This is a genomic window from Roseivirga sp. 4D4, from assembly GCF_001747095.1.
GTDB lineage: Bacteria > Bacteroidota > Bacteroidia > Cytophagales > Cyclobacteriaceae > Roseivirga.
Window position 1 is genome coordinate 416,125 of sequence record NZ_MDGP01000001.1, and the last position, 15,261, is coordinate 431,385.

The window sequence follows — 15,261 nt, forward strand, 5'->3', positions numbered from 1 at the left end:
TCCAACCAAAACACATGTTGAAGAACACATTACAAGAGCATATCTCTGCTCTTGAACATCTAGTTGTAGCGCCAAACAAAACACTTTTGAAATGAAAGAAGTGTCTGTCGGTGTACTCCTCCCATCATCTTCGATATATCCCATCGGGAAACAATTTGAAAAAGGCATCAAATCAGAACTCGCTGATCTTGAGGGAATTGAAGTTGAATTCATTCCCGAGTTCATTGGGCAAGGTGAGGTCAAACAGCTGGAAAATGCCATAGAGAAACTCAAAAGTTACCATTCAGTCGACATCATTACCGGGTGGGTATCTAACAAAGGCTTAATGGAAGTGTCGGAAAAGGTAAAGGGAAATACACCCTACTATATTAACAACCTTGGAGAGCATACACCGGACCCAGCAAAGATACCCAACAACGTAAGATTAAACTCCATTCATCTATGGCAGCAGCTCTGGTCTCTTGGTTATTGGGCTGTAAAAGACCTGGGCAAGAAAGGAATGATTGTAGGGGCGCTTTACGACATGGGTTACTCCTTCAATATGATGCTGGACCAAGGTATGTTGGCAGCTGACAAAGAGAGTCAGTGGTCATTTGCGGTCTGCCCAATGCCCGAGCAGGGACAGTTATCAGACCCTGGTAAAGTATTGGATCACGTTGAACGTGAGCAGCCTGAGTTTTTATTTGCTGCATTCTGTGGCGAGGAGTCAACCCTGTTCTTGGATGAATTTATAAAGCGAGGTCTTCATAAGACGATACCATTATTAGGAACTCCTTATTTATTAGAATCATTTTCTCAAAAGGTAGATGAGCCTTTGAAAATCTACACTACACATTTAAGCTCTCTGGAATTATCGGAGTCTGATATGGACCAAGAATGGATAAAACCTTATGACGTCTTTCATCAATTGGGAAGAGAGACAGGTTTGTGTATAAAAAGTCAGTTGAACGGTTCAAAATCAGTTAGTGATAAACGTGGGCTTTTGAATATGTCAGTGGAGAGCCTGGGAGAAGGCAACCGAGTCTACATTATCGAAAATTCTTACTCGGGGGATAAAGAGTCGATAGAAAGAAAACTCTTGAAAGAAGTGAAGACTACTACTATCCAAGACAAGGATTTACAACAGGCACTTACGCTGAAGTCAGCTGCTTGGCTCAATCCATATTTAGGCATTTAAATAGAATATATATACACACTTAAATCAATTTTAAACCATTTAACACACTTACATCATGGATCCATTTTTAGCAGAGATTATCATGTTTGGCGGCAATTTCGCGCCAAGGGCCTGGGCATTTTGCGATGGCCAATTGCTACCTATTAATCAAAACAGTGCCTTATTTTCACTACTAGGTACTATTTACGGAGGAGACGGACGAACTACATTTGCCTTACCTGATTTGAGAGGTAGAGTTCCAGTTCATCCTGGCACTGGACCAGGGCTTACTACGGTCAAGTTGGGAGAAAGAGGTGGTACAGAAACAAACACCTTAACCTTGAATAACTTACCTAATCACACACACAATGCCACTTTAACGAATGGACAAGCCTTGATCCCAGTGCAGAGCGCTGCAGGAGAGGAAGATGAAGCTAATCCAGCTGCTGGTGTTTTAACGAATACTGGTACGGATAACTATACAAGTTCTGGAGGTAATGCAACCTATGGTGGATCTGCGGTACCAGTTACTGGAACGGTAACGGTTCTTCCTGCAGGTAATCAGCAGCCGGTGAATAATATGCAACCATTTTTGGGTTTGAACTACATTATTGCTTTACAAGGCGTTTTCCCATCACGAAACTAAGAACTCATGCAAAATCCATTTATAGCAACTACAATAATGTTTGCAGGAAATTTCGCTCCGAGATCATGGGCTTTTTGTGACGGTCAGTTAATGCCAATTGCACAGAATACTGCTTTGTTCTCGATTCTGGGAACTACTTTCGGTGGTGACGGACGTACTACCTATGGGCTCCCTGACATGCGAGGTAGAGTGGCTGTACATCCCGGTCACGGTCCTGGTTTATCGTTTCGGAAGTTGGGACAAAGATCCGGTTTAGAAGAGACCACAGTTAATGTTCTGACAATGCCTTACCACACGCATGAAGCAAATTTGACAGGCGCAGAAATGAATGTTCCTGTTCAATCAGCGCCAGGTGAAGAAGATGAGGCCAATCCGGCTGCAGGTGTTCTGACCAATACTGGTACAGATAATTTCACCTCTTCCGGAGGGAATGCCGCATATAATGGAGGAGCCGGTACTCAAGTTGCTGGAACCGTAAGTGTTCAGGCGACTGGTAACGGCCAGGCCTACAATAATATGCAACCCTATTTAGGAGTGAATTTTATTATAGCACTTTTCGGAATATATCCTTCTCGTAACTGATTTAACCATGTGGCCAGGGAAGCTTATTCCTGGCCACTTTTTGATTTTATAACTACCTATTGAAAAGCTTTTATTACAAGAGATCTATCAACTAAATCATCCAGAAAACATGAAACTTACACGTCTCCTTGTCCTAGTCATTTTTTGCCTATTTGGCCTAATTCCTCTGAAAGCACAAAATAATAATGGCTCTATTGATGCCGTTGGCGATATCGCTTTTGTGGCATTTCATGATAATGATGATGGATTCGCCTTCGTGTTGCTCGATGATTGTACCGCTGGTCAGGTCATCAGGTTTATAGATGAAGGGTGGACTGGGTCTGCTTTCGCTTCAGTCTCAAGTGAAGGGGAAGTGACGTGGACCAATTCGACAGGGTCAACCATATCAAAAGGAACCGTAATAACCATCACCGATGCCGATGATAATGGCGCGGGGATTTCAGCAAATCAAGGAACTGCCGTAGAGGCCGAAAGTGGATTTAGCACTGGCGTAACAGCCGAACAAATCTACGCGGTTACAGGCACAAGGGCCTCACCTGGTACATTTTTATCAGCAATTGGAAACTTAGCACTCGATGGTGCTACTGTCGTTACATTGTCGGGTACAGGATTAACTGATGGGACGAATGCCTTAAACTTAGGCGATGGTGAAGCCAGGTATACGGGGAGCACAAGTTTTAGTGGTACTCTGAGTGCCGTTGCCAGTGATGTGAACACATTAGGTTCTTGGAGTATTGCTAGTTTTACCTTTCCTAGTGATGTTGTAGGGGATTTTACTGGATCAACTTTCGGAGGTGATACAGACCCTCCTGTAGTTTCAAGCATTACCGTCAGCGGATCACCTGGTGCAGCTGACGCCTCTATGACTTTCTCAGTAGATTTTGATGAAAACGCTAATAATGTCAGTACCGATGACTTTACGGTTTCTACAGCATCTGGAACAGCCACGGGTACGGTTTCAGCCGTAAGTGCAAGCACAGGAGACCCAATTACAGTTACTGTCAGTTCTATAACAGGTACAGGTTCTATAAGGCTTGACCTCAAGGCTTCAACCAACATCACTGACGACACCGGTAATGGTAATGGGACAAACGGAAATGTTGCGGCATTCAGCTCAGGTGCAACTCACACGGTGGATAGAGATGCCCCCTCAGCCCCCAGCACCCCTGATATGACTACTGCTACAGATTCAGGGAATGAAGAACATACCGCAGGATCCACGTCAGATAATCTAACCAACAATCAGACCCCTACTTTTGAAGGCACTGCTGAGGCGGGTTCTACTGTCAACCTGATTTCAAACGTAGACGGTAATATTGGGAGTGCTACTGCCACAGGTGGTAACTGGAGTATCATGGCTTCAACACTTACAGCGGGTGCACATACCATTACAGCTACGGCTACGGATGCAGCCGGTAATACCTCGGGCTCTTCCTCTGGCTTAAGCATCAATATAGATGTAACACAACCTACGGTGACAATAACTACTACCTCTACAGACCCTACCAATGATAACCCGATTCCGGTTACCATCACCTTCAATTCAGAAGCTGAAAATATGAAGGAGAATGACCTTACGGTTGTGAATGGTACAACTGGTGATTTTGCTTCTGCTGACAGTACTAGCTTTACGGTTAATATTACGCCTGCGGGTAATGGTAATGTACAGGTGTCTGTTGGAGCAGGTAGGGCATTTGATCAGGCAGGGAATAGCAATACAACCTCTAACACGCTGAGTCTCGATTATGATGGAACCGGGCCTACATTGATCAATCAGGCTTTAGCTCAAACCGACTCGGATGATTTACAGGTCACCTATCAAAGTAATGAGACGGGTACGCTTTACTATGTAGTGACTACGAATTCTTCAACACCCACTCAGGCTCAGGTCAAGGCAGGTAACGATCAGTCAGGTACTTCCACTAATGTAGTATCGAGTGGCAATGCAGCGGTGACCGTCACTGGTTCCAATCAGACAATAGCACTGAATGGTCTGACACTGGCTTCTACGACATATCACCTGTTTATTTATGAAGAGGATGCAGTGGGTAATGAAAGTTCTGTGGTCACCAACAGTGCTGCTGTAGATGCTACGGCACCTACATTGACCAATCAGGCCCTTGCCCAGACAGCCAGTAATGCCTTACAGATCACCTATCAGAGTAATGAGACGGGTACGCTTTACTATGTAGTAACTACGAATTCTTCAACACCCACCCAGGCTCAGATCTTGGCAGGTAACGATCAGTCAGGTACTTCCACTAATGTAGTATCGAGTGGCAATGCAGCGGTGACCGTCACTGGTTCCAATCAGACAATAGCACTGAATGGTCTGACACTGGCTTCTACGACATATCACTTGTTCATTTATGAAGAGGATGCAATTAACAATCAAAGTTCTGTTGTGACCAATAGTGCTGCTGTAGATGCTACGGCACCTACATTGACCAATCAGGCGCTTGCCCAGACGGCCAGTAACACCTTACAGATCACTTATCAGAGTAATGAAACGGGTACGCTTTACTATGTAGTAACTACGAATTCTTCAACACCTACCCAGGCTCAAATCTTGGCAGGTAATGATCAGTCAGGTACTTCTACCAATGTAGTATCGAGTGGCACTGCAGCGGTGACCGTCACTGGTTCCAATCAGACGATTGCACTGAATGGTCTGACGCTGGCTTCTACGACATATCACCTGTTTATTTATGAAGAGGATGCAGTGGGCAATCAAAGTTCTGTGGTGACCAATAGTTCTGCTGTGGATGCTACGGCCCCTACATTGATCAATCAGGCGCTTGCCCAGACGGCCAGTAACGCCTTACAGATCACCTATCAGAGTAATGAAACGGGTACGCTTTACTATGTAGTAACTACGAATTCTTCAACACCTACCCAGGCTCAGATCTTGGCAGGTAATGATCAGTCAGGTACTTCCACCAATGTAGTATCGAGTGGCAATGCAGCCGTGACTGTCACTGGTTCCGATCAGACGATCGCATTGAATGGTCTGACGCTGGCTTCTACGACATATCACTTGTTCATTTATGAAGAGGATGCAATTAACAATCAAAGTTCTGTTGTGACCAATAGTGCTACCATAGATAATACCGCCCCTACCTTGATCAATCAGGCTTTAGCTCAAACCGACTCGGATGATTTACAGATCACCTATCAGAGTAATGAGACCGGTACGCTTTATTATGTGGTGACTACGAATTCTTCAACACCTACCCAGGCTCAGATTTTGGCAGGAAATGATCAATCAGGTACTTCCACCAATGTAGTATCGAGTGGCACTGCAGCCGTGACCGTCACTGGTTCCAATCAGACGATTGCACTGAATGGTCTGACGCTGGCTTCTACGACATATCACCTGTTTATTTATGAAGAGGATGCAGTGGGCAATCAAAGTTCTGTGGTGACCAATAGTGCTGCCGTAGATGCTACGGCACCTACATTGACCAATCAGGCCTTAGCTCAAACCGACTCGGATGATTTACAGATCACCTATCAGAGTAATGAGACGGGTACGCTATACTATGTAGTAACTACGAATTCTTCGACACCTACCCAGGCTCAGATCTTAGCAGGTAATGATCAGTCAGGTACTTCCACCAATGTAGTATCGAGTGGCAATGCAGCCGTGACTGTTACCGGTTCAAACCAGACGATTGCACTGAATGGTCTGACGCTGGCTTCTACGACATATCACTTGTTTATTTATGAAGAGGATGCAATTAACAATCAAAGTTCTGTTGTGACCAATAGTGCTGCTGTAGATGCTACGGCTCCAACAGTCACCGGTGTAAGTTCCACTACTGCCGATGGTACATATAAAGTTGGGGATGCAATAGCGGTAACGGTAACTTTTAGTGAGAATGTAACCGTTACGGGTACTCCACAACTGACCTTGGAGACAGGTACTACCGACAGAACGATCAACTACGCCAGTGGATCGGGCGGAACGACATTGACCTTTAACTATACGGTACAAACAGGCGATGTCAGTGCTGATTTAGACTATGTGGGTACAAGTTCATTAGCCTTGAATTCAGGAACGATCAAAGATGGGGCAGGTAACGATGCTACCTTGACACTTGCAACACCTGGAGCAGCCAATTCACTAGGTGCCAACAAAGCCATCGTGATTGATGGTGTTGCCCCAACCGTAACGAGTGTAAGTTCCACTACTGCCAATGGAACCTATAAGGTAGGCGATGTGATTGCAGTTACGGTGACTTTCAGTGAGAATGTAACCGTTACAGGTACACCACAGCTTACCCTAGAGACCGGAACTACTGACAGAACGGTGGATTATGCTTCCGGTTCAGGAGGATCTACCTTAACCTTTAATTATACGGTACAAACAGGCGATGTCAGTGCTGATTTAGACTATGTGGGTACAAGTTCATTAGCCTTGAATTCAGGAACGATCAACGATGGAGCTGGTAATGCTGCTACGCTGACCTTAGCATCACCAGGAGCAGCCAACTCTTTGGGTGCGAATAAGGCTATAGTTATTGATGGCGTTGCTCCAACAGTATCATTCGTGAGTTCGGTATCAGCCAATGGAACGTATAAAGTAGGTGATGTCATTAATGTCAATGTCAGTTTTAGTGAGGCTATTACGGTAACTGGTACTCCTCAAATTGAACTAGAAACAGGAACAACTGATAGACAGGTTAACTATACATCGGGTAGTGGTAATAACTCACTATTTTTCAGCTATACCGTACAAGCAGGTGATGTCAGTGCAGATCTTGACTACAAAGCGACAAATTCTTTGACATTGAACGGGGGTGGTCTGAAAGATGCGGCAGGTAATGATGCTGTTTTAACGCTACCCGCTCCGGGAGCCACCAACTCACTAGGAGCGAACAAGGCACATGTGGTTGACGGAGTTGTTCCAACAGTAACGAGTGTGAGTTCAAGCACAGCCAACGGAAACTACAAGGCAGGAGATGTGATTGCAGTAACTGTGACTTTCAGTGAGAATGTAACCGTTACGGGTACACCACAGCTTACCTTAGAGACGGGCACTACTGATAGAACAGTGAATTATACTTCTGGTTCAGGAGGAACTATCCTAACCTTTAACTATACGGTACAATCAGGCGATGTCAGTGCAGACTTAGACTATACAGGTACTAATTCACTTGCATTGAATGGTGGAACGATCAACGATGGAGCCGGTAATGCTGCTACGCTTACCTTAGCTACACCAGGAGCAGCTAACTCTTTGGGGGCAAATAAGGCATTAGTGATTGATGGAATAGCCCCAACCATCAGCTCAACTTCACCAGCAGATGACGGCACGGATATAGGAATAGGAGACAATATCACCATCACCTTTAGTGAGGATATCGCTTTTGGTACAGGAAATATCGAGATCATTGACTTGACAGATGCTTCCAATACTGTCACCATTGATGCTGCATCTCCGGGATCACAAGCTTCGATTAGCGGAGCTACACTGACGCTTAACCCGACCAACAGCTTAGACTTGAATAGTAATTATGCTGTTCAGATAGCGGCTACAGCCATTGATGATCTGGTAGGAAATAGTTACGCTGGAATTACAGATAATACTACCCTGAATTTCACTACGATCAATACAGCAGTCGCCTTTGATGCGACTAGCAGTAATGCTGCGGAGTCTACTGTGAGTGTAAACCTACCGGTAAGTCTGAATGCCGCCAGTGGAGTAACTGTAACAGTTGATTATGCAGTGACGGGTACGGCCAGTGGTTCTGGCACGGACTATACCCTTGCTGACGGTACACTGACCTTTAACCCGGGTAGTACTTCTGAAAACATCACCATTGCCGGCATTGTAGATGACGCGATTGTTGAAACTAATGAGACAGTGATTGTGACCTTGTCAAATCCGACCAATGCTGGATTAGGAACCAATCAGGTGCATACTTATACCATTAATAATAATGATTTTGCTACGGTGACTATCGCTGATGTGACAGCCGCAGAGAACTCTGGTAGTCAGTCTATTACTGCAACACTTGATAAAGCAGTACAGGGTGGCTTTGCTTTTGATGTGTTCACGACAGATGGTACAGCAACTACAGCGGATAGTGATTACTCTTCAACGGCAGGCTCTACATTGACTTTTACTGGAACGGCAGGAGAGACCCAGAGTCTTAACCTTCAGGGCTTAGGTGATACTAAGGTAGAAGCCGATGAGACCTTTACGATTAGTATGACAAATTTAGGGTTCACAGCGGTGACCACGAATGAGGTTGACATTACAGATGCAGCCACTTATACGATTACGAACGATGATGCTGCTAGCATAGCGATAGGTGATGTCACGAAAGTTGAGAATGCAGATGGCGCTACAACGACCTTTACGTTCACGACTACTTTGACTGGGTCGGTAGATCAAGCCTTTACTGTAGATTATGCCACCAGTGATGGAAGTGCATCAGCCGGTTCTGATTATACTGCTACCAGTGGTACACTCACATTTGCGGGGAACACTTCTGGCGAAACGCAAACTTTCAGTGTTACTGTGTCTAATGATGATGTAGTCGAGGCTGACGAAACCTTTACAGTAACCTTATCAAACCTTCAGGCTGGAGGTAAAAACGGCACGATCTCAGATGCTACTGCTACGGGAACAATCACAAATGACGATGCGGCAACGGTAGCATTTAACGCTACGGCCAGTTCAGGAAGCGAAGCAACTGCTTCAACTAACTTGCAGGTAGACTTATCTACATCAAGTGATTTTACCATAACCGTTGACTATGCAGTAACTGGTACAGCTACAGGATCGGGCACGGACTACACATTGGCCAATGGTACTTTGACCTTTACTGCCGGAGATGTCAGCGAGAATATTACGATTGCTTCAATAGTAGATGACGCTTTGGACGAAGTAGATGAAACTGTTATTGTAACATTATCCAATCCTAGCAACGCGACCTTAGGTACCAATACGGTTCACACCTATACCATCCAGGACAATGATGATGCCCCAACAGTTGAGTTTGGTCTGGCTACAGATGGACAGGCAGAGAGTGAACCAAGTCAGGATTTGCCTATTGGACTAAGCGCGGTGAGTAGCAAAACGATTACGGTTGACTATGCGGCCACAGGTACGGCTACTGGATCAGGTACGGATTACACTTTTGCGAATGGTACTTTCACCTTTGATCCAGGAGATCAGAACCTTACACTGCAGCTTACAGGAATTATTGATGATTTGTTGGACGAAGATGATGAGACCATCATTCTTACCCTTTCCAACCCTGCGAATGCTACGCTAGGAGCTCAGACTACGCTGACTTATACGATTCAAGACAATGATGCTGAGCCTACGGTTACTTTGAGTGTAGATAACAACAGTATTGCTGAAAATGCCGGTACTAGTGCTATCACGGCCACCCTTTCAGCGGTATCAGGCAGAGATGTTACAGTGAACTTGGGATATTCAGGTACTGCAACAAGTGGGACTGATTACAATAACACGGCAAGCACGAGTATTACCATAAGTGCAGGAAATACCTCAGCAGGCGCTGTAGTAGGTATCACAGCAATAGATGATACAGATGGAGAAGGAGCAGAAACCATTATTGTAGATATCACAGGAGTTACAAACGGATCAGAAAGTGGTACACAACAACAGACCATTACAATTATCGATGATGATGACATTACTCCTCCAAGTGGTTATAGTGTGACAATGGATGATGCTTTGATCAACGCAACTGAAGCCACTGCCTCAACCTTCACTTTTGCTGGAGCAGAAGTAGGTGCTACCTATAACTATACGGTTTCTTCTGATGGTGGAGGAACTGACGTGACAGGTACAGGAACTATTACAACAGCCACCGACCAGATTACTTTAGCCGATCTATCAGGTCTAAGCGATGGTACACTTACTTTATCAGTCACCTTAACAGATCCATCAGGAAATATTGGAGCGACAGCTAACGATGGTGCTAGCAAGGATGCGACAGCTCCAACAGCACCAGTAGTAAGTAGTATAACTGACGATACGGGTAGCAATGGAGCTGATCAGATTACCAGTGATAATACACCAGATGTTAATGGTACGGCTGAAGCGAATAGTACGGTTGAAGTCTTTGTGGATGGTGTTAGTGTTGGAACGACCAATGCAGATGGTTCTGGCAACTGGACCATGGTTTATAATGGCACCAGCGCCCGAGCAGATGGATCATTTGATGTAACGGCCAATGCCACAGATGCAGCAGGCAATATCAGTGCAACCAGTTCTGCACTGTCAGTGACTGTTGATACTGCTGCCCCTGATGCTCCGGTAGTGAGTACAATAACTGACGATACAGGAGCCAATGGAACAGACCAAAACACAAATGATGCAACACTGAGCTTTAGTGGTACTGCAGAAGCTAATGCAACCATAGAAGTCTTTATCGATGGTACGAGCATTGGCACCACTACAGCAGATGGTGCAGGCCAGTGGATATTTAACCATGAAGGAACCACGCTGGCAGATGCCGTTTATTCGGTAACAGCCAAGGCAACAGATGCTGCAGGAAACACTAGTGTGGAAAGTAGTGCATTGAGTGTCACGGTAGATACAGTTGCACCAGCGGCACCAACAGTAGATTTAGATGCAGCTTTTGATACAGGTGCAAGTGATAGTGATGATTTAACCAATGCTACAACATTGAAATTCAATGGTACTGCCGAAGCCAATGCTGATGTGGAGGTATTTATCAACGATGTTAGTTTTGGAGTCACTGCCGCAGATGTAGTGGGGGCGTGGACATTGACCACCTCACCTCTGACTTTGACAGGAGAGATATCTGTAAAAGCAATTGCCACAGATCAAGTAGGTAATACAGGAGCAGCGAGTCAGGTACTGACAGTGACCATTGATACTGAAGTCACTTCTCCTACATTGTCACCAGCGGATAATGCAACAGATATACTGCCAACTACAGATTTGGTATTGACCTTTGCAGAAGATGTAGTGAAGAGTGGTAATAATATCTCTATTCGTAAATCAAGTGATGATTCGATACTGGAAAGCTTCGATGTTTCTAGCAGCAAGGTTACTGTATCAGGTTCAACAGTAACCATTGATCTGGAAAACACACTGCCTCCGGCAACGGAAGTCTATGTTACGATAGGTCAAGGCGCTGTTGTTGATCAAGCAGGTAATGACTATGCAGGGATCAGTAATACGACAGACTGGAGCTTTACTACCATTGCAGCATCAGTTGTGAGCAATGTAGTAGTACCAGATGCCGGTACTTATGGTATTGGCGATAATCTGGACTTTACCATCACCATGGTTTTACCAGTGACTGTTACTGGAACGCCAACTATCCCAATAACCATTGGCGGTAGTGTTGTAAATGCTTCATTAGTAGGATCTGTCACAAACAGTTCAACTCTAGTGTTTAGGTATACTGTACTCGAGAGTGAGCTGGATGCCGATGGCATAGCAGTAGGTTCAGCTATCAATCTAAATGGAGGAACGATGAAAGATGCGTTCGATGTAAATGCCATATTGGGACTCAACAACGTTGCATCAACAGCGGCTGTATTGGTAGATGGCGTTAGACCAATACCAACACTATCCACTTCAGCTTCGGCTGTTGTGAATGATCCATTTACAGTCACTCTCACATATGATGAGTCTGTTGGTGGTTTCGAAATAGCGGATATTACGGTTGCCAACGGTACGGCTGCTAGCTTCACTGAAGTAATTGCAGGTAAGAGCTGGAGTGCAGAGATTACCCCAACAGTTGCAGGTGATGTAGTAGTCAGTCTTGCGGCAGGCGTAGCAGCAGACCTTGCTGGTAATACTAGTGCAGCGGGTAGCAATAGCATTTCAAGACAGTTCAATAATAACCCAACAGATATAAGCTTGTCTTCTATGAGTATAGATGAGCGTAATGACATTGGGGATGAAGTAGGCACATTCAGTACTACTGATGTTGATGTAACAGATACCCATACTTATTCATTAGTATCAGGTACTGGTGATGCTGATAACGCAAGTTTTACAATAGATGGGAATAGCTTAAAAGCTGCAGCGGTCTTCGACTTTGAAACCAGAGATAGCTACAGTATCAGGGTGAGAACAGATGATGGAGCGAATGGTGGTATCTTTGAAAAGGCCTTCACAATAACGATAAGTAATGTAGGTGAAGCAGTGATCGTAGTTGATGGCGATGGTGCTTTTGAAATGACTGTTCTTGGCTTTAGCGATACTAAAACCTGGACTGTTACAAATACTGGTGATGCGTCTACTGAGGTGAGGGTAATTAATACTACCACAGCCTTCAGCGTTGACCCAGGTTCATTGATTGTAGGTCCAGGAGAAAGCAAAGATGTAACAGCCGTGTTCACCCCTCAAATTGCTCAGCAATACAATGGTCAGATTGTATTCAACTATAACATAGCCGATACAGAGCAGGCCAGCGTGGTCTTGCCGGTAAATGGCGAAGGTGTGATAGTGACCTCAACAGATGATGATTTGGCCAGAGCGGATGTCAAATTCTCGCCTAACCCAGCGAATACAACACTCTATATAGAGTTACCGAACAGAACTAACGTCCCAATCGATATACAGATGACGGATATCAATGGACAACCTGTTTTTGAACGCGGGAGGGTGACAGAAACTCAGATCAGCATCGATGTGTCGAGCTTCACGAGCGGTATCTACATCGTTGTATTGAATGACGGCAAGTCAGTATTAAGGAAAAAAGTAATGATTAAACGATAGAAGAGACACCAATGAAGATTCAGAAATACATATCGATGATGTTTGTGCTGGCAATATTGCTGGTTTCAGCCTGTAACAATGACGATCCAGAAGGTGTGTCATTCCAAGATGAAGCTTTTGAGAGCTTGGCTGGTGAATGGACCTTTGGGATAGATGGTAGTATTGTGGTTGATGGCACAGATGTAAGTGCGAATTATCCAGGTTTTTCACTGTCTTTTGCAGATGGCACCTACCAGACTAGCAATGGAGCAGACTTATTTAACGCAAGTGGTACTTGGGGCTGGACCGATGAGCAAGCCCGTACCATAAGACTTGACGGCAATGGTTTGGATATTACTATACAGACCTTGACGGTGAACAGATTTGTTTTCAGCTTTAGTTTTGCAGGAGCAACAAGGGCTGGCATAGCTGGTAACTACACTGTTACAGTGAATAAGTAATCTTTCAAAGACCATCTAAATTATGAAAAGGGTCCGCAAACTTGATTTGCAGACCCTTTTTCTTTGCCACCATATGGTGTTTTGTATGTAAAATAATCTGTAGGAATTTTAAGTATAGAATCCAACGGATTCTATAAAGATGAATGTCATTCTTGATAGCTTAATCTTAAAATATAAAAGCCTCGGCCTCTCTGAGGTTTTAAAGGTTCTTGCCTTAAAGCAATTCTTTCCAAGGAATTATAAAAGGGAGCGCTACTACCAATAGCCAAGTACTCTTGTAAATGAGTTGAACCAACAAAATTGGCGCTAAGGTGATAGGTTTGAATAGGCCAAGTACTGAAATGAGTGCAATGCTGAGCCATAGACATCCAATTAATCTTATGTATTCAGAATTTGGATAGCTGTTTTGGAAAATATCGGTTACACCCACTTTGGGATAGAATAAGCTGGTAATGCCTATCCATCCAACTACAAGAATATTAGCTATATAAACGACTTTAGTTCCATGTTAATGGCTTGACCAGTAGTTCTTTAGGATTGTTTAATCAAGCGTTTGTTTCGAACTAGCACTACAAGAGAGACAAGAATTAGGGCAATTGATAAATAGAGAAATCCCCCTTTGATAGAAGTGTAGTTCACCAGCGGTTGAAAGAATAAGGGTGAAGCAAACTGTCCCAAAAAGATAAATGTGGTCAATAATCCAAGCACCTTTCCACGATTCTCAGGGGATGCCATAGTGACCAAACATAGGTTTGAGTTGGGCATCAAAAGACCAGCTCCCAAGCCAGAGAAGATCAGACCTGGAAACGTCATCAAATAGCTGTCTGCTGTTGAAATTAACAGGTAACCAATACCCATAAAAAGGAACGTTATTCCATAAATCTGATAGTGTGTGAGTCTCATCTTTAGTTTTGGGTATTGAAAAGACATAATACCACCGATAAGCATTACGCTTGAAATGGCCAAGGCAGTCTCTGTATTGCCAACCTCAGAGATCTCCTGCATTAGGAATGGTATTTGAACTGGCATCAGGTAGAAGGTTACCATACCCAAAAAGGAGATTATAAAAATAGTCCAGGCTAATTTGGGAATCGATGAGTCGGCTTTATTAAGCTCATCATATACCACCTTTTTAGGCTCTTTGAGGAAGATCAGCACTAGAGGGAAGGCTACAAAAGCCAAAAGATAGATTGCAAATGGATAGCGCCAGCTTATATCGGCAAGGATACCCCCGAAAGTGATAAAGACAGTCCCTGACAGCGCCATAATTCCGGCTTGCGTACCGAGAAATTGCTGTCTTTCACTCCCTTCGAAATAGTCACCAATCAGCGCTACGGCTGTCGTCATAATGCCCCCTACAGCAATACCTAGAAATGCCCGGCTTATGATAATTTCAACTAAGGTATTGAGGTAAAGTCCGGCACTTCCTGCTGCAGCATATAGCAAAAGCATAAATGCCAATAGTTTAATTCTACCAAATTTGTCAATGAACCAACCTGAAATAGGGGAGGTGAGCGCGATCAACAGGCCGGGTATGGTCAGGACAAGTTTTACAAGTGTTTCTGCCGAAGGATTGTCTGGAAATGCCTTCGTCATTTCAGGCAATGAAGGCGCTATCGTAGCCCCCGCCATTACAGTCATCATACTGCAAAACAGGATGGTGGCCTTTACAATTGGTTTGTTTTTCAAT

General features: G+C 44.4%; 6 protein-coding genes. 5 read left to right on the plus strand and 1 reads right to left on the minus strand.

Going from position 1 to position 15,261, the window contains the following annotated elements:
* Window positions 1-91: 91 nt before the first annotated feature.
* The 5 genes from BFP97_RS01755 to BFP97_RS01775 all read left to right on the plus strand — a co-directional run bounded on the left by BFP97_RS01755 (window position 92) and on the right by BFP97_RS01775 (window position 13,571).
* Window positions 92-1,177 (plus strand): ABC transporter substrate-binding protein, encoded by a 1,086-nt coding sequence (locus BFP97_RS01755; RefSeq protein WP_069840768.1) that lies wholly within the window; start codon window positions 92-94, stop codon window positions 1,175-1,177.
* Window positions 1,178-1,232: 55 nt separating this feature from the next.
* Window positions 1,233-1,802 carry a phage tail protein gene (locus BFP97_RS01760; protein WP_069840769.1) on the plus strand — a complete coding sequence of 190 codons (570 nt, stop codon included), beginning with the start codon at window positions 1,233-1,235 and terminating at the stop codon, window positions 1,800-1,802.
* Window positions 1,803-1,808: 6 nt separating this feature from the next.
* Complete coding sequence (locus BFP97_RS01765; RefSeq protein ID WP_069840770.1) at window positions 1,809-2,384, plus strand: phage tail protein; 576 nt, start codon at window positions 1,809-1,811, stop codon at window positions 2,382-2,384.
* A 109-nt stretch (window positions 2,385-2,493) separates the two neighbouring features.
* Window positions 2,494-13,131: an Ig-like domain-containing protein gene (locus BFP97_RS01770; protein ID WP_069840771.1), complete on the plus strand. Its 10,638-nt coding sequence runs from the start codon at window positions 2,494-2,496 to the stop codon at window positions 13,129-13,131.
* 11 nt (window positions 13,132-13,142) lie between these two features.
* Window positions 13,143-13,571, plus strand: a complete 429-nt coding sequence (locus BFP97_RS01775; protein WP_069840772.1) for a hypothetical protein — start codon at window positions 13,143-13,145, stop codon at window positions 13,569-13,571.
* Between the two features lie 531 nt (window positions 13,572-14,102).
* On the opposite strand, the gene BFP97_RS01785 is transcribed toward BFP97_RS01775, so the two are convergent.
* Window positions 14,103-15,260 (minus strand): MFS transporter, encoded by a 1,158-nt coding sequence (locus BFP97_RS01785; RefSeq protein ID WP_170827382.1) that lies wholly within the window; start codon window positions 15,258-15,260, stop codon window positions 14,103-14,105.
* Between the last annotated feature and the right edge of the window lies 1 nt (window position 15,261).

Coding starts and splice junctions, on each gene's coding strand:
- BFP97_RS01755 (WP_069840768.1), top strand. CDS start 92: ATGAAAGAAGTGTCTGTCGGTGTACTCCTCCCATCATCTTCGATATAT.
- BFP97_RS01760 (WP_069840769.1), top strand. CDS start 1,233: ATGGATCCATTTTTAGCAGAGATTATCATGTTTGGCGGCAATTTCGCG.
- BFP97_RS01765 (WP_069840770.1), top strand. CDS start 1,809: ATGCAAAATCCATTTATAGCAACTACAATAATGTTTGCAGGAAATTTC.
- BFP97_RS01770 (WP_069840771.1), top strand. CDS start 2,494: ATGAAACTTACACGTCTCCTTGTCCTAGTCATTTTTTGCCTATTTGGC.
- BFP97_RS01775 (WP_069840772.1), top strand. CDS start 13,143: ATGAAGATTCAGAAATACATATCGATGATGTTTGTGCTGGCAATATTG.